This is a genomic window from Mesorhizobium sp. M0140, assembly GCF_040322475.1.
GTDB lineage: Bacteria > Pseudomonadota > Alphaproteobacteria > Rhizobiales > Rhizobiaceae > Mesorhizobium.
On record NZ_JAMYTM010000007.1, the window covers coordinates 93,759 to 114,817 of the forward strand.

A 21,059-nucleotide genomic window follows, 5' to 3' on the forward strand; every position below is an offset into this window, starting at 1 on the left:
ACCAAAGGAAGCGGCGCCCTCGTGGCGCCGTTTCCTTTGGTGAGGTCAGCTTGTTGGCAGGACGACGGATCGCTTTCCGTTGAAATGACCAAGGCCGCGCCTATCTGGTTGTGAGGGTCCGAGACAGCCCTTGCGGTTGACTTGGTCAAAGCCTTCCGATTTACAGCGGACCAGCAAAACTCCCGACAGCGCGGACCATTTTCCCATGCTTGAAAAGACCTACGACGCCAAAACCGTCGAGCCGAAGATCGCCAAAGTCTGGGAAGAGGCCGACGCGTTTCGCGCCGGTGCCGGGGCCGAGGAGGGGGCGGAAGCCTTCACCATCGTCATCCCGCCGCCGAACGTCACCGGCTCGCTGCATATGGGACACGCGCTCAACAACACGCTGCAGGATATACTGGTGCGCTTCGAGCGCATGCGCGGCAAGAATGTCCTGTGGCAGCCGGGCATGGACCATGCCGGTATCGCCACGCAGATGGTGGTCGAGCGGCAGCTGATGGAAAAGCAGATCCATCGCCGCGACCTGACCCGCGAGCAGTTCATCGAGAAAGTGTGGGAGTGGAAGGCCGAATCCGGCGGCGCGATCTTCAACCAGTTAAAGCGGCTCGGCGCCTCGGCCGATTGGTCACGCGAACGCTTCACCATGGACGAAGGCCTGTCCAAGGCCGTGCTCGAAGTGTTCGTCACGCTCTACAAGGAAGGGCTGATCTACAAGGATAAGCGCCTTGTGAACTGGGATCCCAAGCTGCTCACCGCGATCTCCGATCTCGAGGTCGAGCAGCAGGAGGTCAACGGCAATCTCTGGCACTTCCGCTACCCCGTAGAGGGCCAGGTCTTCGACCCGGAAAACCCAACAACCTTCATCACCGTGGCGACGACGCGCCCGGAGACGATGCTGGGCGATACGGCCGTCGCCGTGCACCCTGACGACGAGCGCTTCCGGCATCTGGTCGGCAAGAACATCGTCCTGCCGATCGTCGGTCGCAGGATTCCTGTGGTGGCGGACGAGTACTCCGATCCGGAAAAGGGTTCGGGCGCGGTCAAGATCACGCCCGCGCACGATTTCAATGACTTCGAGGTCGGCAAGCGCCACAAGCTGCCGGCGATCAGCATCCTGACCACGGAGGCGGCGGTAAGTCTCAGGGATAATGAGGATTTCCTTGCCGGCCTCGAGGTGACGCCGGAGCGCCAAATTGTCTGGGACGAACTCGACGGCCTCGACCGCTTCGTCGCGCGCAAGAAGATCGTCGAGCTGATGGAAGAGGGCGGCTTCCTCGAAAAGGTCGAGCCGCATCGCCACGCCGTCCCGCATGGCGATCGCGGGGGCGTGCCGATCGAGCCGTTCCTGACCGAGCAATGGTATGCCAATGCGGCGGAACTGGCCAAGCCAGCGATCGCTTCGGTGCGCGAGGGGCGCACCAAGATCATACCCGGGAATTGGGAAAAGACTTATTTCCAGTGGATGGAAAATATCGAACCCTGGTGCATCTCACGCCAACTGTGGTGGGGTCATCAGATCCCGGCATGGTACGGGCCGGATGGGCGCGTCTTCGTCGAGAAGACCGAGGAAGAGGCGCTCGGCGCCGCGATCGAATACTACCTGGCTCTGGAAGGACCCTGGAAGGGCTGGGTCGAGGACAAGTTGGAGAATTTCCAGCCGGGCGAGATCCTGACCCGCGACGAGGATGTACTCGACACCTGGTTTTCGTCGGCGCTGTGGCCGTTCTCGACATTGGGATGGCCTGATGAGACGCCGGAGCTGAAGACCTACTACCAGACCGACGTGCTGGTGACCGGCTTCGACCTCATCTTCTTCTGGGTTGCCCGTATGATGATGATGGGCCTGCACTTCATGGACGAGGAGCCGTTCCACACCGTCTACATGCACGCGTTGGTGCGCGACAAGAACGGGCAGAAGATGTCGAAGTCGAAAGGCAACGTCGTCGACCCCCTCGACCTGATCGACGAATACGGGGCCGATGCGCTGCGCTTCACCCTGACGGTGATGGCGGCGCAAGGCCGCGACGTGAAGCTCGACCCGGCGCGCATCGCCGGCTATCGCAATTTCGGCACCAAGCTGTGGAACGCCACGCGCTTCGCCGAAATGAACGAGGTCGCGCGCAATGACGAGTTCTGGCTGAATGACGCGAAGCTGGCGGTCAACCGCTGGATCCTGACCGAACTGACGCGCGCGGCGCGCGAAATCACGGACGGCATCACCTCATACCGCTTCAACGAGGCGGCGGGTGCCGCCTACCGCTTCGTCTGGAACCTGTTCTGCGACTGGTATCTGGAATTGCTGAAGCCGGTGTTCATGGGCGCCGACGAGGCGGCCAAGGCCGAAAGCCGCGCCTGCGTCGCCTTCGTACTCGACGAGATCTACAAGCTGCTGCACCCGATGATGCCGTTCATGACCGAGGAACTGTGGGCGCAGACCGCTGGCGAAGGCAAGCAACGCCTCTCGCTGCTGTGTCATGCGGCATGGCCGTCACCGGATTTCGAAGACGCCGAGGCCGCAGCGGACATCAATTGGCTGGTCGAACTCGTCTCCGGCATTCGCTCCGTGCGTTCGGAGATGAACGTGCCGCCGGCAGCCATTGCACCGCTCGTCGTGGTCGGCGCCAATAATGTGACACGCGAGCGCCTCGTTCGCGAGGATTCGGCGATCAAGCGGCTGGCGCGGGTCGGCGACATCTCGCTTGCCGATGTCGCGCCCAAGGGCTCGGCGCAGATCGTGCTCAATGAGGCGACGGTCTGCCTGCCGCTTGGCAGCCTGATCGACCTCGCCGCCGAGGCGGCACGGCTGCAGAAGGAACTGGCCAAGGTGACCGAGGAGATCGCGCGCCTGCACAAGAAACTGTCGAACGAAAGGTTCGTCGCCAGCGCGCCGGCCGAGATCGTCGATGCCGAGCGTGAAAAGCTCGCCGAATACCGCGATGCGCAGGGCAAGCTGTCAGTCGCGTTGGCCAGGGTTCGCGACGCCGGCTAAGGATAGATTCGCGAGACTTTAGCCCTCTCTAAACTGCTGGTTTTCCGCCTCGAAAATCAGCATGCCGTTGCGTTAATTTTGACGTAAACGGAAGTTTTAGCCCCATTGTTGCCATAATGTAACAATGGGGCTCCCGGACCGCAAAAAACGCTGTTTTCGAACCTTTTTGGATGGGTTTCCTCTGTTTTTTGGAAGCAGATCCGCCATCACGGACCGTTTTCGGCCTTGCCGCATCCGGTTGCATTTCCTCGAAAATGCGCCTGGCGAATGTGTACATGTACGCTCTTGAATTCGTTGTTGCACCGTTAACCCGAATTGGTTCTAGCTTGATGCACTCGAATTCGGGGAGGACATTTCATGACTATTCTGCGACTGAAAGCGCTGCTTGGGGCGGGCTGCTTTTCGCTGGCTTTGATCGGGACGGCGATGAACCCGGCACATGCCGGCGGCCTGGAGCGTGCTGGCTACGATATCGACCTGTTGTTTGATCCGGCTCCGTTCGCGACCGAAGCGGAAGCGACCTATGTGATGCCGGACCGCAAGTACAAGAATGCGCGCGGCCCGGGCGGAGCCGATCTCGGTTTGGGCACCTCGGCCGACGGAGCCGAGGGCTATTGGGTTCCACGCATTGGAGCCAAGGTCCAGGTCGTGCAAGGCGTGGATTGCATGGTCGATTATTCGCAGCCCTGGGGTGCACATACCGCGCCGGGAAATGCGTGGAACGGCGCGTTTTCGAATATCGAAACCGACATCAAGAGCGACAACTACGCGGCTACCTGCTCCTACAAGATGGACGCCGGCAAAGGCCAGCTTCGGTTCATAGGCGGTGTTTTCTACCAGAAGATCTATGGCTTCAAGGAGAACTACACAGATATTGGCTTCGGCACGATGGTCGGTCGTGTCGATCTGGAGGCCGATGGCTGGGGCTGGCGTGCGGGCGTCGCTTATGAAATTCCAGATATCGCGCTGCGCGCCAGCCTTGTCTACAATTCGCAAGTGAAGCTCGACAATATCTCTGGTACTCTGAACATCGGCGGCGTCGTCTCTGTACCGATTTATGGTGCGACGGAGTCAATGCCGGATTCGCTCGAATTGAAACTGCAGTCGGGCATCGCACCTGGCTGGCTCGCTTTCGGTTCGATCAAGTGGGTCAATTGGAGCGTCCTGCAAAGCGTTCCGATCTGTGCCCAGGGTACACCCTCCTCATTCTGCGTCACGAATGGTCTGGGCCAACTAACTTCACTCGACCTGATGTATCGTGATGGCTGGACTGTCACGGGCGGTATCGGTCACAAGTTCAATGATCAGTGGAGTGCCGCTGGGCAGCTTTCCTGGGATCGTGGCACGTCGCATGGCTATGGTGCACAGACCGATACCTGGACGCTGGGTGGTGGCGTTGCCTATACGCCCAGGCCGAATATCGAGGTTCGTCTGGCAGGTGCGGTCGGTGTGCTGACCAGCGGCCATTCAGGGGAGTTGGCTGGCGAGAACGGCTATATCGCGGGCACCGATGACAGCTATGACTTCGGCAACGATCTGGTCACGGCAATTTCCGGCGGTATCAAGATCAAGTTCTAAGCAACTGAAAATTCTAAGCAAAAGGCCGGGCGTTGCTCGGCCTTTTTCGTTTGAGCCGGCATCGCCCGTGCGCCCCGTATCCAAGCTGCGTTGCATATTAGCCGCACCTCTTTCGCCCCGTGCGATTGTGACGTTTTGGCAACACTTTCTGAACAACCCCTGCGCTGGAAGCCGGGCTGAGGAAATTGCCCATTTCCCGCCATAAACCCGGCGCACCTCGATCTTGTCTCGGGACACGCGCCAAAAGGCTCGGCGAGGGGGCAGGCCGCTCCGCCCCATTTGCAGGGAAGATGGGGCAAGGAAGAGTATGGACGCCAAAGTCATCTCCAAGGCTAAGCTCCCCAGCCGCCATGTGACCGTCGGTCCGGCGCGTGCGCCGCATCGTTCCTATCTCTATGCGATGGGTTTGTCGGCGGCCGAGATTGCGCAGCCGCTGGTCGGGGTCGCCTCCTGCTGGAACGAGGCGGCGCCCTGCAACATCTCGCTGATGCGCCAGGCGCAGGTGGTCAAGAAGGGCGTCGCTGCGGCCAGCGGCACGCCGCGCGAATTCTGCACCATCACCGTCACCGACGGCATCGCCATGGGTCACCAGGGCATGAAGTCATCGCTGGTGTCGCGCGAGGTCATCGCCGATTCGGTCGAACTCACCATGCGCGGCCATTGCTACGACGCGCTGGTCGGGCTGGCCGGCTGCGACAAGTCGCTGCCCGGCATGATGATGGCCATGGTGCGGCTCAACGTGCCGTCGATCTTCATCTATGGCGGTTCGATCCTGCCCGGCAGCTATCGCGGCCGCCAGATCACCGTGCAGGATGTTTTCGAGGCGGTCGGCCAGCACTCGGTCGGCACGATCAGCGACGACGAACTGATTGAGATCGAGCAGGTCGCGTGTCCCTCGGCCGGTTCCTGCGGCGCCCAGTTCACCGCCAACACCATGGCCACCGTCGCCGAGGCGATCGGCCTGGCGCTGCCCTATTCCTGCGGCGCGCCGGCTCCCTATGAAATGCGCGACCGGTTCAATTTCGCCTCCGGCGAAAAGATCATGGAACTGATCGCGAAAAACATCCGGCCGCGCGACATCGTCACGCTGAAGGCGCTGGAGAATGCGGCGACCGTGGTCTCGGCCACCGGCGGTTCGACCAACGCGGCACTGCATCTGCCGGCGATCGCCCACGAGGCCGGCATCAAGTTCGACCTGTTCGACGTGGCCAAGATCTTCGAGAAGACGCCTTACATCGCCGACCTCAAGCCGGGCGGCAAATATGTCGCCAAGGACATGTTCGAGGCCGGCGGCATTCCGCTGCTGATGAAGACGCTGCTCGACCACGGCTATCTGCATGGCGACTGCATGACCGTGACTGGCCGCACTTTGGCCGAAAACATGCAGCACGTTGTCTGGAATGAGCATCAGGACGTGGTCCGCCCGGCCAACACACCCATTACCCAAACCGGCGGTGTCGTGGGCTTGAAGGGAAACCTTGCCCCCGAAGGCGCGATCGTGAAGGTCGCGGGCATGGCGGAGTTGAAGTTCTCCGGCCCGGCACGCTGCTTCGATTCGGAAGAGGAATGTTTCGAGGCGGTGACGCAGCGCAGCTACAGGGAAGGCGAGGTTCTCGTCATTCGCTACGAGGGGCCGCGCGGCGGCCCCGGCATGCGCGAGATGCTGTCGACGACGGCAGCACTTTACGGCCAGGGCATGGGCGGCAAGGTGGCGCTGATCACCGACGGGCGCTTCTCGGGCGCGACGCGCGGTTTCTGCATCGGCCATGTCGGCCCCGAAGCAGCCGTAGGCGGCCCGATCGGACTGCTCAGGGATGGTGACGTGATCTCGATCGACGCGGTGAACGGCACGATCGACGTGGCGTTGTCCGATAGCGAACTGGCGGCGAGGGCAAAGACATGGAAGGCGCGCGCGACCGATTATCAGTCGGGCGCGATATGGAAATATGCACAGACGGTAGGGCCGGCGCGCGATGGCGCGGTGACCCATCCGGGCGGTGCGAAAGAAACACACTGTTATGCGGACATCTGAGTTGTTGAAGTCAACACCAGAGTTGTTGAGGTCGTCTGTCTTTTCGGCACTGGTCGTGATCGCCACTTTTGGCGCGACCTTTGGCGCCGTGGGCCAGGCCATGGCCTTCGACGACAAGGTGTTCGACGACAAGACCGGGGTGAAGCCGCAATCCAGCCCATGGGCGGTCTTCCAGTTCGGCTTCTCCGCCTACAAGAACGGCCACAAGGAACAGGCTGCCGAGGCCTACAAATACGCCGCCGAAAACGGCCAGATCGGCGCCACCTGGAAGCTTGCCCGCATGTATGCCGAGGGCGACGGCGTGGCGCGTGACGACTACGAGGCGTTCAAGTTCTTCTCCGAGATCGTCGATCAGGACGTCGAGCCCGGCTCGCCTGAGGAAAGCTATGTCTCCGACGCGCTGGTGGCGCTTGGCGACTATTTGCGCACGGGCATTCCCGGCAGCCCGGTCGCCGAGAACGAGGTGGCGGCCCAGGAATATTACATGCGCGCCGCCGCCAACTACCGCAATCCGAACGCGCAGTTCGAAATGGGGCAGATGTTCCTGAAGGGCGAGGGCGGCGTGAAGGCCAGCGTCAAGCAGGCCGGGCGCTGGTTCCAACTCGCCGCCGAGAAAGGCCATGCCGGCGCACAGGCGACACTGGGCCATTTGTTGTTCCAGAGCGGCAAGATCGTTCGTGGCCTGGCGATGATGACGGCAGCGCTCGAACGCGCTTCGCCGGCTGACCAGCCCTGGATCCGCGGCATGCAGGAAGAGGCATTTGCCACCGCCGGCGAGGCCGACCGCCGCACCGCCATCTCGCTGGCCGATGATATCCTCACCAAGGGCAACAACGCGGATCAGTAGTCTGGCGGCCGCGTCAGCTTCACCAGCAGCACTCGATTTTCGATCGTGATCAGTTCTCGATCGGCTCCGTCGGCACCATGCTGGGCGCCGGCGTCGAGATCGGCGTGACATGGGGTTGTGGCGCCAGCGTGTTTTCCGGGCAGCTATCCCCGATCTTCGTCCACGATGTGTTGTTGAGCACCATGTCGCAGCGAGCCAGATGGCTCCGGTCGGCAAGCGTCAGGCAGGCGACCTGGCCAAGCTGGTAGGATTTTCCATTGGCCAGGCATTCCTGGTCGGCAAATGCCGCACCGGGAGCGGCCATGGCAAATGCCAGGCCGATCGGACAAAGATGAAATCGTGTGCTCATGGAACCCCAGCCGCCATGCTGGCCCGCAATGAGCGGCGCGAAATGTGGCGATATGAGGTCCAGCGCAGACGTGCCCGGCGAGGGTTCTCTCAGGCCGGCTGAAGTGCGAGATCGATCGCCACCGGCACGTGATCGGACGGTTTTTCCCAGGCGCGCACGTGCTTTTCGATCGACGCGGAAGAAAACCGGTTGGCGGCTTCCGGCGACAAGAGCAGGTGGTCGATGCGGATGCCGTTGTTCTTCTGCCACGCGCCGGCTTGATAGTCCCAGAATGTGTAGGTGTCGGGTGCGTCGGTGACCGCGCGCACCGCCTCGGTGAAACCAAGGTTGAGCAGCCGCCGGAAGGATTGTCGCGTCTGCGGCTGGAACAGCGCGTCGCCCAGCCAGTTCTCCGGAAACCGCGCGTCGATCCGCTCGGGAATCACGTTGTAGTCGCCGGCGAGCACCAGAGCCTCCTCCAGTCTCAGCCGTTCTTCGGCCCAGCGCTCCAGCCGCGCCATCCAGGACAGCTTGTAAGGAAACTTCTTCTCGTCATCGATCGGATTGCCGTTCGGCAGATAGAGCGAGGCGACGCGCAGCGCGCCCTTGTCAGTCGAGAAAACCCCTTCGATGAAACGCGCCTGTTCATCGGCATCGTCGCCGGGCAGGCCTCGGATCACCTCGTCGAAGCGCAGCTTCGACAGCAGGGCGACGCCGTTGAAACCCTTTTGGCCGTGGGTTTCGACATTGTAGCCAAGCGCCTCGATCTCGGCGCGCGGGAATTGCTCGTCGACCGACTTGATCTCCTGCAGGCAGACGATGTCGGGTGCGCTCTCGGTCAGCCAATGGGTGAGGTTGCCAATGCGGGCGCGGACACCGTTGATGTTCCAGGTGACGATTTTCATGGCGGTCTCGATGCTGTTCAGTTGGATTCTTGCGGCGGATGGCGTTCGACGAGGCCAATCGTATTGCCAGCCGGGTCCTTTAGGAAGGCCATCCATTCGCTTTCCCCCGCTGGACCGAACTGGCCCTCTGTGTCGCGATGGACAAGTGTTGGCGGCGCGGTGAAGGGTACGCCTGCCGCGACCGCAGAGGCATGGAAGTCATCGAGGCCCGATATGTCGAGATAGACGGTTCCGGCCGGTATGCCGTCGGTGAACAGCAGCCTGATATCGCCGGCCATGATGAAGGCGATGCCCGGCGGGTCGAAGCGCGCATGAACCGCCATGCCGAGCACGTCGCGCCAGAAAGCCAGCGTGGCGTCGAGATCACGGCCAGCCGACAGCGCGATCTGACGGACCGCACCGATAGCAGGCATTCTATATGGAGAAACTCGTGCCGCAGCCGCAGGAGGCGACGGCGTTCGGATTGCGGATCTGGAACGACTGGCCCATCAGATCGTCGACGAAATCGATCACAGAGCCGCCCATATAGACCAGCGACAGATCGTCGATCAGCACGGTGGCACCGTCCTTCTCGATGGCGACGTCGTCGTCATTGCGCGTATCGACCAGATCGAACTTGTAGGAGAAGCCCGAGCAGCCGCCGCCTTCGACCGACACGCGCAGCGCCGTCTTGCCGGCCTCGTTCGAGACAATCCTGGCGATCCGCTTGGCGGCGGCCTCGGTCATATCGACTTTCATGGCAGTCTTGGCATCAGCGCCCATGGGCGTCACCTTGCTTTCGGTTTCACATGATAGGTATGAAGCGCGAGGGGCCAAGTCAACCTGGCTAAGTCAAACGCGGCAGCATCAGCCATGACCAATGAGTTGGGCGACATCGGATTCGGCTATCGGCCGCGCGCCGCCTATGCCTGCGACCCGGCAAAGTCGCGCGGACGGCTGTTCGACGAGGTGGAAAGCCCGACCCGCACGCCATTCCAGCGTGACCGTGACCGCATCATCCATTCGACGGCCTTCCGGCGCCTGAAGCACAAGACGCAGGTCTTCATCGCGCATGAAGGCGACCACTATCGCACCCGGCTGACCCATTCGATCGAAGTGGCGCAGATCGCGCGCGCCCTGGCACGGGCGCTGCGCGGCGACGAGGATCTCGCTGAGGCGGTGGCGCTGGTGCATGATTTCGGCCACACGCCCTTCGGCCACACCGGCGAGGACGCGCTGAACGAAAAGATGGCCACCTGGGGCGGCTTTGACCACAACGCGCAATCGCTGCGCATCGTGACGAGGCTGGAGGCGCGCTACGCCGAGTTCGATGGGCTCAACCTGACCTGGGAAACGCTGGAAGGCCTGGTCAAGCACAATGGACCGCTGACGGACGCCAACGGCAAGGGTCTGAAAGGGCCGGTGCCGCAGGCGATCCGTGATTACTCTGAACTGCACGATCTCGAACTCGACCGGTTCGCCGGCATCGAGGCGCAATGCGCGGCGATCGCCGACGATATAGCCTACAACACGCATGACATCGATGACGGCTTGAGGGCAGGGCTACTGACGCTGGACATGCTGGAGACGGTTTCGCTGCCGGGAACGATCCTGAAAGGCGTTCGCTCACGCTATCCCTCCCTCGATGATGTGCGCACCGGCCACGAGCTGATGCGGCGGCAGATAACCGCCATGGTCGAGGACGTGATCAAGTCGACGACCGCCAATCTCGATCGCATCAAGCCGCGGAGCGCCGATGCAGTGAGGGCAGCTGGCGAGACGATGGTAGTTTTCTCGGCCGAAATGGCTGCCTTGGAGAAAGAACTGAAGGCCTTCCTGTACAAGCACCTCTACCGGCACGCGGAGGTTATGCGGGTGCGCGCGGACGCCGAGCAGATCGTCAAAAATCTGTTCGACGCCTATTTCGCCGATCCGCGCGCCATGCCGGACGGCTGGCGCGAGGGGCTGGATCGGGCCGACGACCGCATCAAGGCGCGCAGCGTCGCCGACTTCCTGGCGGGTATGACCGACACCTACGCGCTCAAGGAACACCGGCGTTTGTTTGACCATACGCCTGAATTGGGCTAGGGCGGGCTCGATTTTGCCGGCCAACGAGCCGGATTCGCTGCAAAGCCGCCAGAGCCAGACCCCAGAGTCACACAAATGAACATCTTCGCCGATTTCACCGCGCGAATCATAAAAGCCGTCGAAGCGCTTGATCTGAAAGACAAAGACGGCGTTTCGCCTGACCTGTCGCGCATTGCCGTCGAGCCGCCGCGCGACGCCAGCCACGGCGACCTGGCGACCAATGCGGCGATGGTGCTGGCCAAGCCGACCGGCCAGAACCCGCGCGCGCTGGCCGAAAGACTGGCGCAGGCGCTGCGTGACGACAAGGATGTCGCGGCGACGGAAGTGGCAGGGCCCGGTTTCGTCAATCTCAGGCTCAAGGACGGCTTCTGGCAGACACATCTGACCGCACTGCTCGGCGAGGGCCGCAACTATGGCCGCTCGACGGTTGGCGGCGGCAGGAAGACCAATGTCGAATATGTCTCGGCCAATCCGACCGGGCCGATGCATGTCGGCCATTGCCGGGGTGCTGTCGTCGGCGACGCGCTTGCCAATCTGATGGCCTTCGCCGGCTACGATGTGACCAAGGAATATGTCATCAACGATGCCGGCTCGCAGATCGACGTGCTCGGCCGTTCCGCATTCCTGCGCTACCGCGAAGCGCTGGGCGACGATATCGGCGAAATACCCGCCGGTCTCTATCCCGGCGATTACCTGGTGCCCGTCGGCCAGGCGCTGGTCGCGGAATTCGGCCGCTCGCTTCTGCAGATGCCCGATGACGAGGCGCTCGCCATCGTCAAGGATCGCACCATCGATGCGATGATGGCGATGATCCGCGAGGACCTGGCGATGCTCAACGTGCATCACGACGTGTTCTTCTCCGAGCGCACGCTGCACGCCGACAATGCCAGGAAGATCCGCTCGGCGATCAACGATTTGACGCTGAAGGGCCATATCTACAAGGGCAAGCTGCCGCCGCCCAAGGGCGAGAAACCCGACGATTGGGAGGACCGCGAGCAGACGCTGTTCCGCTCGACCGCGGTCGGCGACGACATGGACCGGGCGCTGGTCAAGTCCGATGGCTCGTTCACCTATTTCGCCGCCGACGTCGCCTATCTCAAGGACAAGGTCGATCGCGGCTTCGTCGACCTGATCTATGTGCTCGGCGCCGACCATGGCGGCTACGTAAAGCGGCTGGAGGCCTTGGCGCGGGCGATTGCCGGCGACGAGGTGAAGCTCACTGTCCTGCTGTGCAATCTGGTCAAGCTGTTTCGCGAGGGCGAACCGGTGCGTATGTCGAAGCGGTCGGGCGATTTCGTGACGCTGCGCGAAGTGGTGGAGGAGGTCGGCCGCGACGCGATCCGCTTCATGATGCTCTACCGCAAGAACGATGCGCCGCTGGATTTCGATTTCGTCAAGGTGACCGAGCAGTCCAAGGACAATCCGGTGTTCTATGTCCAGTACGCCTCGGCGCGCTGTCATTCGGTGTTCCGGCAGGCGAGCGAGCAACTGGGCGAAGCCAATTTCGACCGCAACAGCCTGGCGTCGGCCGCGGCATTGCTGACCGATGAGGGCGAGATCGGCCTGATCCGCAAGCTCGCCGAATACCCGCGGCTGATCGAGTCCGCCGCCCTTGCGCTCGAGCCGCATCGGCTGGCATTTTACCTCTATGATCTGGCTTCCAGCTTCCACGGACACTGGAACCGTGGCACGGATAATCCGGACTTACGTTTTGTTAAGGTTAACGACCGACAATTGACGCATGCCAGACTAGGGCTGGTGCAGGCTGTTTCGGACGTTTTGACGTCCGGCCTGACGTTGATCGGGGCCGCCGCGCCCACCGAAATGCGTTAGGTTTGACTAAATAACCTGTCACCTTTTGCCCACATTGCGCTGGTAAGGGCCAACCCTACGCGACGTCCATGGCGTCCGAATGAGTGCGAGTTCGGGAACAATAATGGCAGACAGAACCCAGCTGAGAGTAGCCGACAACAACGACATCGCTGACGATGATCCGTTCGCGGAACTGACCAGGATCATGGGATTCGACCCGCGCCAGCCGGTCAGGCCGCAATCGCCCGCCCAGCCGCAGGCCCCAGCCGCCGATCGCGGGCTCGAAGAGGGCGATTTCGATATCGATCTCGAGAAAGAAATGATGGGCGAGTTCGGCGCTGACGACAGCGACGCCGCTCCGGTTGTCCAGGCTCATGAGCCGACCTTCGAGCATGAGCCGGCATTCCAAGCGGCTGACGCCAGCGCGATGGACGACGAGCTTTCGGTGTCGCTCGACGACGATTTCCAACTGGACATGGCTGAGATCGACGGCCACGTCGCCGGCACCAGCCATGCGGTCGCAGCTGAAGCCGCGCCGTCCGTCGAGCCGGCTTTCGCGTCTGATTTTGACGATGCCGTCGCCGGTTCGCTTGAGGACGTCTCCCCCTTCGAGGACGATCAGTCGATGGCGGACGAGCTTGCCACTTCGCTCGACCAGGACCTCCGGATCGATGAGGAAGCCGAAGAGGCCCAATACGCCGTTGCCGACACGCACGCTTCTGTCGAGCCAGTTGCCTCAGATGACGAATTCGACGATGCGGTGGCAGTCTCGCTTGAAGACGAGCTGGTGCTCGACGACCATTCGGCGGCCGAACAGTCATTCGTGGTCGCCGAGCCCGTCGAGTATCCCATGCCGGAGCAAGCGGCGGCGCGTGACGGCCATGCAATCTCCGATGAAAGCTTTGCCGGCCATTTCGACGACGCCATGGCTGATGTCGACATGGATTTCGACGTTCGCGCGGATGAGCCGAATGCCTTCGACGAGCCGCCAACGCATGATGCGTTTGCCGATGTCGCTGACGCGAAGGGCGAGCTTCCCAGCCCTGAGAGCGTGCCGGACGATGCTTTTGACCTGAATTTGGACGACGCGTTTGCCGAAACGGTCGAAGAGCCGGTCACAGAGGTTGCCGCCGTTGCCGCCCAGCCGGCGGCGCCGGAAGCCTACATCGCAGCCGCGGTGCATGCCCCGACCGCGGACGAACGGAGCCTGGAAGACGAGTTGAATGCGCTGCTGGGTGCCATGACGGCGCGCACAGTGCCGGTGGCCAGTGAGCCCGTCACGGCTCAGCCGGCTGTCGCTGCCCTGCCGCCTGTTGCCGAGCCCGCCGAGGAACCGGCCGACCTTGTCGGCGACCTCGACTGGGATCTTGACGAACCCGCGCCTGAGCAGGACCGGCATGTTGGCACGGCCCAAGCGGCCGATGCGGATATTGACGACCTTATGCTTGATGAACTCCAGGATACGACCTGGAACACGGTTGGCGATGTCGATTTCGACGATGATGCGTTCGACGCGGCTTTGCCCAAGGATCTTGATCCGCGTGACGAAGCCGCTGACCGGGACAATTCGGCGGATTCTCTCGATTGGCTTGCGGAGCGTTCCCAACCGGCAGAGCCGCCGCGTTCGTGGAGCCGCGTGACGCCGGTTCCGCAGCAGCCGTCATTCAGCGCTCAGCCTGCGTTTGGTGCTCAGCCGGCCGCTTCGGTGGCATCCGTGGCCGCCGGGCCGGCAGTCGCCGCCATGACATCCTACCGTTCGTCCGAGCCGGTCGAGGCCGTGGCTCCCGCTGCCCCGGTATCGGCGCCGCAATCGCGCCAGCCGGCGCATTACGAAGACATGCCCGACGTCGAAACGGTCGATGTACCCGAGCGTGTCGTCGCGCTGGCGGACGATCTCGATATTCCCGAACTGCACTTCGAGGAAGACCAGCCAGCGTCGCCTGGCTACGACGATCTCGATGCGGAGTTCTCCAGCCTTCTCTCCGAGATGAACGCGGTGGAGGTCGCTGCCGCTCCCACAGGCAATTTGGCCGGCGCGTCTTACGATGATGACTCCTATGCCGCGGGCTTCAAGCCGGGCTATGACAGCCTCAAGCCGGCATATGACGGGGTCAAGCCGGGCTATGATGGGATCAAGCCGGGCTATGAGCCGGAAGCGCGGACCTATGCCGCGCGGCCGATGGACATGTCCGCCCGCGCGGCGGCGCCCACGGGTTATGCCGACGCCTCTGGTTTCGACCTTGACAGTCTGCCAGGGAGCCAGCCGGTTTCCCAAGCCGATGATTTCACCGTCGATGAACTCGACTACGATCCCGAACTCGACGAGGCTATGGCTGTCCCGGGGCTCGGCGAGCGTGAGGCCGCGAGGCCGTCGCGCGGACGCGGCCTGTTCATCGCCGCGATTGTCGGCGCGGTCGCCGTCGCGGGCGGTCTCGGTGCCTTTGCGCTGTCCTTTGGCGGCAAGGGCGGCAGCGAAGCGCCTGTCATCGTCAAGGCCGACAACGCGCCGATCAAGGTTAAGCCGGAGAATCCGGGCGGCGCCGTGGTGCCCAACCAGGACAACAAGGTCTACGACGCGGTCAGGGGCGCAAAGCCAGCCGAGCCGGTCCAGGAAAAGCTGGTCACCAACGTCGAAGAGCCGGTTGACGTGCAGGCGAAGGACCCGGCCCGCGCCATCGATCTTTCGCCGGACCAAAATGCAGCCGCCGCTGGAACCGATGTCGGCAATGCCGCGCCGATGTCCGGCGCCGCTTCGGCCGACAACGCTTCTGCCGATAGCACTGCGCCGGCGCCCAAGTCCGAGGATCGCATCGCGCAGGTGCTGCAGGATGCCGACAAGGGCACCAATGCCGATGTCGTCGCCGTTGCGCCGCGCAAGGTGAGGACCATGGTGGTCAAGTCGGACGGTTCGCTGGTGCCGCGTGAAGATCCGGCAGCGCCCGCCGCTCCGCAAATGGCCGCTACCGAGCCGGTCGATCCGGCGCCGCAGCATGTCGCCCCGGCGGCGCAAGCCGATGCGGACCAGACCGGCACCGTGGCGCCTGCCGCCGCCCAGGCGGACGACGAGCCGGCCCTCAAGCCGGTCGCCAAGCCGAAAGCCGAGGCCCAATCGGCGAACACGCCGGCAAAGGTTCCGCTCGCGCCGCAGCGTCCGTCCGACCAGCCGGTCGATGTTGTCGGCGAGGTCAAGCCCGATCAGGTTGCGTCCATAGATCCGGCATCGACCGCGGCCGGCGGTGGCTCGTGGTCGATGCAGATCGCCTCGCAGCCGACCGTCGAAAGCGCCCAGTCCAGCTATCAGGATCTGCAGCGCCGCTATGGCAGCGTGCTTGCCGGGCGTACCGCCAACATCGTCAAGGCCGAGATCGCCGGCAAAGGCACGTTCTACCGCGTGCGCGTTCCGGCCCAGTCACGCAATGACGCGATCAATTTGTGCACCAGTTACAAGGCCGCCGGCGGCAACTGCTTCGTCTCGCGCTAAAGCCGGAGCCAACCATCAAAAGCCGGCGCGGTCCACCGCGCCGGCTTTTTCATGGGGAAAGCAGATCCGGCATTGTCCCGGATGAATCCCTGGCGATTCCCTTTGATCGCACAAAGCCCTAAACTGCCGACATGACCGAATCAAAATCCATGATCCTCGGCTGTGCCGGGAAATCGCTTACCCGCGAAGAAATCAATTTCTATCGCAATGAATGCCCGTGGGCCTTCATCCTGTTTGCGCGCAACATTGGCGAGACCGAACAGATCCGCGATCTGGTCGCCGAGATGCGGGACTGCCTAGGGCGTCCGGACGCGCTGGTGTTCATCGATCAGGAAGGCGGCCGTGTGCAGCGCTTGCGACCGCCGCTGGCACCGAACTATCCCGCCGGCGGCGCGCTCGGCGCGCTGTGGCGCGACGATCATGATGCCGGCGCCCGAGCGGCCTGGCTGATGGCGCGGCTGCATGCCTTCGACCTGCTGCGCTACGGCATCACAGCCGATTGCCTGCCGGTGCTCGATGTGCCGATCGAAGGCGCCAGCGATGTCATCGGCGCGCGGGCCTATGGCAAGGATCCGCGACCGGTGATCGAGCTCGGCCGCGCAGCCGCGGAAGGGCTGATGTCGGGCGGCGTGCTGCCGGTCATGAAGCATATTCCGGGTCATGGACGTGCCTTTGCCGACACGCATTTCGAACTGCCGGTGGTCAATGCCTCGCTCAGCGATCTGCAGCGGCATGATTTCGCCCCGTTCAAGGAGCTTAGCCATCTGCCGATGGCGATGACAGCCCATGTCGTCTACAGCGCGATCGACCCCAACAATCCGGCGACCACCTCCGGCAAGGTCATCGACGAGATCATCCGGCGCGAAATCGGCTTCGACGGACTGCTGATGAGCGACGACACCTCGATGAAGGCACTTTCTGGGGATTTCCCGACAAAGGCGGCCTCGATCCTTGCGGCGGGCTGCGATCTGGTCCTTCACTGCAACGGGGTTTTTGAGGAGATGGCCGGCATCGCATCGCGCACCATGGGGCTTGAGGGCACGTCGCTGGAGCGCGCAAAGCGGGCGCTGACCTATATAAAGAACCGTGACACGGTTGAAGAAACCGAAATACGTGCCGAATTCGCCACCTACTTCGATGCGGTGGCATAGCAAAGGGAAAGCGACAGGCAGTGGCGGAAACATTGGAAAGCAAGGCCGCGAAGGCCGCACCGATGGACCGTCTGTGGGCCGAGAATGACGATTCACGCGTTACCGGCGACCCGTCGCTGGTCGTCGACGTGGCCGGCTTCGAAGGTCCGCTCGATCTTCTGCTGCATCTTGCCCGCACCCAGAAGGTCGATCTGGCTCGCATTTCGATCCTGGCGCTGGTCGAGCAATATCTGACCTTTGTCGAGACGGCGAGGGCGCTCAGGCTGGAGCTTGCCGCCGACTATCTGGTGATGGCGGCGTGGCTGGCCTTCCTCAAGTCCAAGCTCCTGGTCCCCAAGCAGCCCGGCGACGAGGGCGAAAGCGGCGAGGAACTGGCGGCGGTGCTGCAGTTCCGCCTGAAGCGGCTGGAAGCCATGCGCGACGCCTCGGCGCGTCTGGTCAACCGCAACCGGCTCGGCCGAGACGTGTTTGCGCGCGGCATGCCGGAAATGGTCATCGTCGAAAAGCGTAACGCATATTCGGCCTCGCTCTACGATCTCTTGACCGCCTATGCCCAGCAGCGCCAGAAGCAGGCGATCAACAATGTGACCATCGCCAGGCGCGGTGTCTGGTCGCTCAAGGACGCGCGCGACATCCTGACCCGCCTGGTCGGGGCTGCAAGCGACTGGACGGCGCTGGAGAGTTTTCTGATCGCATACATGACCAGTCCCGAGGAGCGGCGCACGGCGATCGCCAGTTCGTTTGCGGCCACGCTGGAGCTGGTGCGCGACGGCACGATGGACGTGCGGCAGGATCAGACGTTCGCGCCGATCTACCTGCGCGGCCGCACGCAGGCAATCAAGGCAGTCGAGGTGGCATCATGAGCGAACGCTTCAACGCTTCGGTTGTCCCGTTCAAGGTCGGCGATGAACCCGAAGAGGAGTTGCTTTCCCAGGATCCGGCCGAGCAGCAGCTACAGAACCCGGCCGAACGGCTGCATCTGGCCGAGGCCGTGCGCATGGCCGAGGCGATCGTGTTCGCCAGCGCTGAACCCGTCAGCGAAAAGCAGCTTGCGGCCCGCCTCCCTGACGGCATCAACATTGCCCTGGCCATGGCCGAGCTGCAGCAGATCTATGCGCGGCGCGGCGTCAATCTGGTGCGTGTGGGCGACGCCTGGGCGTTCCGCACCGCCGGCGACCTGGCTTTCCTGATGAGCCGCGATACCGTCCAGCAAAGGAAGCTCTCCCGCGCGGCTCTCGAAGTGCTGGCGATCATTGCCTATCACCAGCCGGTGACGCGTGCCGAGATCGAGGACATCAGGGGCGTGGAGACCTCAAAAGGTACGCTCGACACGCTGCTGGAAACGGAATGGGTGCGCATGCGCGGCCGGCGAAAGACGCCCGGACGCCCTGTGACCTACGGCACGACGGAGACCTTCCTCGACCATTTCGCGCTGGAAGAGATTCGCGATCTTCCTGGCATGGAGGAACTGAAGGGGGCCGGACTGCTTTCGGGCCGCATGCCGTCGAATTTCTCCATTCCGCAGCCGCCGGCCGATCCCGACGCATTGACCGACGACGAGGATGCGCTGACCGATATCGATCTCGAGGAACTCGGCCTGCTGACGCCGCGCGTCACGGAAGATTGACTGGCATTGGCGGCGAACTTGATGAGGATGCGCGGATTCGTAGCGGGCGTTCCCGTCGAAAATGCGTGACATCCGTCACCCTTTCATAAACTCTGTCGCAGTTGTGTTTGAATCCCAACGCGAAAACGCATAGATCATCGCCAGGGAAAACATTCGAGAGAGATTTGCTATGGGTTCATTTTCGATTTGGCATTGGCTGATCGTGCTGGTGATCGTGCTTTTGGTGTTTGGCCGCGGCAAGATTCCCGAGCTGATGGGCGATATGGCCAAGGGCATCAAGAGCTTCAAGAAGGGCATGGCCGACGACGAGGTTGCCGAAGACAAGCGCACCGTCGAACACCGTGCCGACGAGACCGTTGCGGCCGCGAAGGAAAAAGCCAGCAAGAGCTGAGCCAAAGGTTCTAGTCGGAACAGAGTGCCATGTTTGAAGTCGGCTGGACCGAAATGCTGGTCATCGCGATCGTCATGATCGTGGTCGTCGGACCCAAGGATTTGCCCAATATGCTGCGCACCTTCGGCCGCACGACGGCGAAGCTGCGCGCCATGGCGTCCGATTTCCAGAAACAGTTCAACGAGGCGCTGAAGGAAGCCGAGCTCGACGACGTCAAGAAGTCAGTCGACGAGCTCAGGGGTCTCAGCCCGATGGCCGAGATCAGGAAGCAGCTCAATCCGTTCGAACAGGCCGCGGCCGATGTTCGCTCCGGCGTCGATGCGGCGATGAAGCCGAAGCCGGCCGATCCGGCAAGCTCTGTCGCTTCGACCCCGCAGGCGGCCGAGCCGTTGAAGAACGGTGCAACGACCATGCCTGGCGTCAACGGACCGGAAGCAGCGCCAGCAGCGCCGATTTTCCCGGCGATGACCGACGAATCGGTGGTGACGACGTCAGTACCGGCGGCACCTGTCGTGGCGCCGAAGGCATCCGCGGCGAAGAAACTAACCAAGCCTGCACCGGCAAAAGCGACGCCGGCTGCAAAAGCTTCGGCAAATGGTGCAAAGGTTGCCGCGAAGGCAGCGTCTGCGTCCAAGACGCCGGCGAAGGCCGTGACGACGGCACAGCCTGAAACGCTCAGGGCCAAGACGCCCGCTGCGGCCAAGGCTATCGCGGCCAAGACTGTAGCGACCAAGACGGGGGCGAAAGCCGAACCGAAGCTTGCAGCGGTGAAGAAGCCGGTGGCCAAGAAGACGGCTGGAGCCGCCAAGTGAGCGTTTCGGACACCGAAAAGGACGAGATCGAGAAATCGTCGGCGCCGCTGATGGAGCATCTGATCGAGTTGCGCCGGCGGCTGATCTGGTCGCTGGGCGGCTTCTTCGTTGCCTTCCTGGTCTGTTTCTTCTTCGCCAAGAAACTGTTCAACCTCCTGGTCGTGCCGTTCAAATGGGCGACGCAATGGGCAGGGCTCGATCCGCACAAGGTCGAGCTGATCTACACGGCGCCGCAGGAATTCTTCTTCACTCAGGTCAAGCTCGCCATGTTCGGCGGCATGGTGATCGCCTTTCCGCTGATCGCCACGCAGATCTACAAGTTCATCGCGCCCGGCCTGTACAAGAACGAGCGGAATGCCTTCCTGCCGTTCCTGATCGCGTCGCCGATCCTGTTCCTGATGGGTGCGTCGCTGGTCTATTTCTTCTTCACGCCGATGGTGATGTGGTTCTTCCTCGCCATGCAGCAGGCCGGCACCGACGATCAGGTGCAGATTTCGCTGCTGCCGAAAGTGTCGGAATATCTCAGCCTGATCATGACGCTGATCTTTTCCTTCGGCCTGGTGTTCCAGCTGCCGGTGGTGACCAGCCTGATGACACGGGTCGGCATGCTGTCGTCCAAGGGACTGGCCGAGAAGCGCAAATGGGCGATCGTCATTGCCTTCGTCGTCGCGGCGATACTGACGCCGCCCGATCCGATGAGTCAGATCGGCCTGGCCATCCCGACCATCCTTCTCTACGAGGTGTCCATCTGGGCTGCCCGGCTGATCGAGCGCGATCGGGAAAAGCAGCGCGTGGCACGCGAGAAGCAGGATGCGGCGGACGAGGTGGCGGACAAAGCACCGGACGAGCCCCCGGCACCTGCCTCCTCATAGGCAACAGAGCGGCTGCAGCGGCGGAAAAACATAGTCGTCGCCCCGCCCATCTTGCATCGATCTCGGATGCGGTTTACGCCCTCTGGCTGAAACGCATCGCGCTCAAAGCGATGCGTTTCAGTTTTGTTTTGAGCATATCGTTGTCCCAAAATCGCTGTGCACTTTTG

At 62.6% G+C, this 21,059-nt stretch carries 17 protein-coding genes; 13 read left to right on the plus strand and 4 right to left on the minus strand.

The genetic code is table 11. The features are described 5' to 3' along the window. Positions 1–205 precede the first annotated feature (205 nt). The 4 genes from NKJ37_RS09505 (at position 206) to NKJ37_RS09520 (ending at position 7,446) form a co-directional block, all read left to right on the plus strand. Complete coding sequence (locus tag NKJ37_RS09505) at positions 206–2,989, plus strand: valine--tRNA ligase (RefSeq protein WP_128304004.1); 2,784 nt, start codon at positions 206–208, stop codon at positions 2,987–2,989. A 357-nt stretch (positions 2,990–3,346) separates the two neighbouring features. Then, on the plus strand, positions 3,347–4,567 hold the full coding sequence (locus NKJ37_RS09510) for an OmpP1/FadL family transporter (protein WP_128304005.1): 1,221 nt from the start codon (positions 3,347–3,349) through the stop codon (positions 4,565–4,567). Between the two features lie 307 nt (positions 4,568–4,874). Beyond that, a complete protein-coding gene (ilvD, locus tag NKJ37_RS09515) occupies positions 4,875–6,599 on the plus strand; it encodes a dihydroxy-acid dehydratase (protein WP_352773755.1) in 1,725 nt (574 codons plus the stop codon). Then, positions 6,586–7,446, plus strand: coding sequence for a tetratricopeptide repeat protein (locus NKJ37_RS09520; RefSeq protein WP_031213511.1), 861 nt, complete (start codon positions 6,586–6,588; stop codon positions 7,444–7,446). The genes ilvD and NKJ37_RS09520 overlap by 14 nt, the downstream gene beginning before the upstream one ends. Before the next feature lie 49 nt (positions 7,447–7,495). Here NKJ37_RS09520 and NKJ37_RS09525 read toward each other — a convergent pair whose 3' ends face one another. The 4 genes from NKJ37_RS09525 to erpA form a co-directional block, all read right to left on the minus strand. Then, positions 7,496–7,795 (minus strand): hypothetical protein, encoded by a 300-nt coding sequence (locus NKJ37_RS09525; protein ID WP_023812198.1) that lies wholly within the window; start codon positions 7,793–7,795, stop codon positions 7,496–7,498. Between the two features lie 89 nt (positions 7,796–7,884). Then, on the minus strand, positions 7,885–8,679 hold the full coding sequence (gene xth / locus NKJ37_RS09530; protein ID WP_023812197.1) for an exodeoxyribonuclease III: 795 nt from the start codon (positions 8,677–8,679) through the stop codon (positions 7,885–7,887). 17 nt (positions 8,680–8,696) lie between these two features. Then, positions 8,697–9,092: a VOC family protein gene (locus NKJ37_RS09535; RefSeq protein ID WP_128304007.1), complete on the minus strand. Its 396-nt coding sequence runs from the start codon at positions 9,090–9,092 to the stop codon at positions 8,697–8,699. A 1-nt stretch (position 9,093) separates the two neighbouring features. Further along, positions 9,094–9,441 (minus strand): iron-sulfur cluster insertion protein ErpA, encoded by a 348-nt coding sequence (gene erpA, locus NKJ37_RS09540; RefSeq protein WP_013531288.1) that lies wholly within the window; start codon positions 9,439–9,441, stop codon positions 9,094–9,096. A gap of 90 nt (positions 9,442–9,531) precedes the next feature. On the opposite strand from erpA, the gene NKJ37_RS09545 reads away from it, so the two are divergent. The 9 genes from NKJ37_RS09545 (at position 9,532) to tatC (ending at position 20,892) form a co-directional block, all read left to right on the plus strand. Beyond that, positions 9,532–10,746 (plus strand): deoxyguanosinetriphosphate triphosphohydrolase, encoded by a 1,215-nt coding sequence (locus NKJ37_RS09545; protein WP_023812194.1) that lies wholly within the window; start codon positions 9,532–9,534, stop codon positions 10,744–10,746. A gap of 75 nt (positions 10,747–10,821) precedes the next feature. Continuing rightward, entirely contained in the window at positions 10,822–12,579 is a 1,758-nt protein-coding gene (gene argS / locus NKJ37_RS09550) for an arginine--tRNA ligase (protein WP_352439903.1), read from the plus strand. A 103-nt stretch (positions 12,580–12,682) separates the two neighbouring features. After that, positions 12,683–16,039 carry an SPOR domain-containing protein gene (locus NKJ37_RS09555; protein ID WP_352629405.1) on the plus strand — a complete coding sequence of 1,119 codons (3,357 nt, stop codon included), beginning with the start codon at positions 12,683–12,685 and terminating at the stop codon, positions 16,037–16,039. Positions 16,040–16,170: 131 nt separating this feature from the next. Beyond that, positions 16,171–17,190 carry a beta-N-acetylhexosaminidase gene (gene nagZ / locus NKJ37_RS09560; RefSeq protein WP_128304010.1) on the plus strand — a complete coding sequence of 340 codons (1,020 nt, stop codon included), beginning with the start codon at positions 16,171–16,173 and terminating at the stop codon, positions 17,188–17,190. A 62-nt stretch (positions 17,191–17,252) separates the two neighbouring features. After that, positions 17,253–18,053: a segregation and condensation protein A gene (locus tag NKJ37_RS09565; RefSeq protein ID WP_352773778.1), complete on the plus strand. Its 801-nt coding sequence runs from the start codon at positions 17,253–17,255 to the stop codon at positions 18,051–18,053. After that, entirely contained in the window at positions 18,050–18,817 is a 768-nt protein-coding gene (gene scpB, locus NKJ37_RS09570; RefSeq protein WP_128304011.1) for an SMC-Scp complex subunit ScpB, read from the plus strand. The genes NKJ37_RS09565 and scpB overlap by 4 nt, the downstream gene beginning before the upstream one ends. A gap of 169 nt (positions 18,818–18,986) precedes the next feature. Continuing rightward, entirely contained in the window at positions 18,987–19,208 is a 222-nt protein-coding gene (locus NKJ37_RS09575) for a twin-arginine translocase TatA/TatE family subunit (RefSeq protein WP_023812188.1), read from the plus strand. A 29-nt stretch (positions 19,209–19,237) separates the two neighbouring features. Further along, positions 19,238–20,020 (plus strand): Sec-independent protein translocase protein TatB, encoded by a 783-nt coding sequence (gene tatB, locus NKJ37_RS09580; RefSeq protein ID WP_128304012.1) that lies wholly within the window; start codon positions 19,238–19,240, stop codon positions 20,018–20,020. Next, positions 20,017–20,892, plus strand: coding sequence for a twin-arginine translocase subunit TatC (gene tatC, locus NKJ37_RS09585; RefSeq protein WP_023812186.1), 876 nt, complete (start codon positions 20,017–20,019; stop codon positions 20,890–20,892). The genes tatB and tatC overlap by 4 nt, the downstream gene beginning before the upstream one ends. The last annotated feature ends 167 nt before the right edge of the window (positions 20,893–21,059 follow it).

Coding starts and splice junctions, on each gene's coding strand:
- NKJ37_RS09505 (WP_128304004.1), top strand. CDS start 206: ATGCTTGAAAAGACCTACGACGCCAAAACCGTCGAGCCGAAGATCGCC.
- NKJ37_RS09510 (WP_128304005.1), top strand. CDS start 3,347: ATGACTATTCTGCGACTGAAAGCGCTGCTTGGGGCGGGCTGCTTTTCG.
- ilvD (WP_352773755.1), top strand. CDS start 4,875: ATGGACGCCAAAGTCATCTCCAAGGCTAAGCTCCCCAGCCGCCATGTG.
- NKJ37_RS09520 (WP_031213511.1), top strand. CDS start 6,586: ATGCGGACATCTGAGTTGTTGAAGTCAACACCAGAGTTGTTGAGGTCG.
- NKJ37_RS09525 (WP_023812198.1), bottom strand. CDS start 7,795: ATGAGCACACGATTTCATCTTTGTCCGATCGGCCTGGCATTTGCCATG.
- xth (WP_023812197.1), bottom strand. CDS start 8,679: ATGAAAATCGTCACCTGGAACATCAACGGTGTCCGCGCCCGCATTGGC.
- NKJ37_RS09535 (WP_128304007.1), bottom strand. CDS start 9,092: ATGCCTGCTATCGGTGCGGTCCGTCAGATCGCGCTGTCGGCTGGCCGT.
- erpA (WP_013531288.1), bottom strand. CDS start 9,441: ATGGGCGCTGATGCCAAGACTGCCATGAAAGTCGATATGACCGAGGCC.
- NKJ37_RS09545 (WP_023812194.1), top strand. CDS start 9,532: ATGACCAATGAGTTGGGCGACATCGGATTCGGCTATCGGCCGCGCGCC.
- argS (WP_352439903.1), top strand. CDS start 10,822: ATGAACATCTTCGCCGATTTCACCGCGCGAATCATAAAAGCCGTCGAA.
- NKJ37_RS09555 (WP_352629405.1), top strand. CDS start 12,683: ATGGCAGACAGAACCCAGCTGAGAGTAGCCGACAACAACGACATCGCT.
- nagZ (WP_128304010.1), top strand. CDS start 16,171: ATGACCGAATCAAAATCCATGATCCTCGGCTGTGCCGGGAAATCGCTT.
- NKJ37_RS09565 (WP_352773778.1), top strand. CDS start 17,253: ATGGACCGTCTGTGGGCCGAGAATGACGATTCACGCGTTACCGGCGAC.
- scpB (WP_128304011.1), top strand. CDS start 18,050: ATGAGCGAACGCTTCAACGCTTCGGTTGTCCCGTTCAAGGTCGGCGAT.
- NKJ37_RS09575 (WP_023812188.1), top strand. CDS start 18,987: ATGGGTTCATTTTCGATTTGGCATTGGCTGATCGTGCTGGTGATCGTG.
- tatB (WP_128304012.1), top strand. CDS start 19,238: ATGTTTGAAGTCGGCTGGACCGAAATGCTGGTCATCGCGATCGTCATG.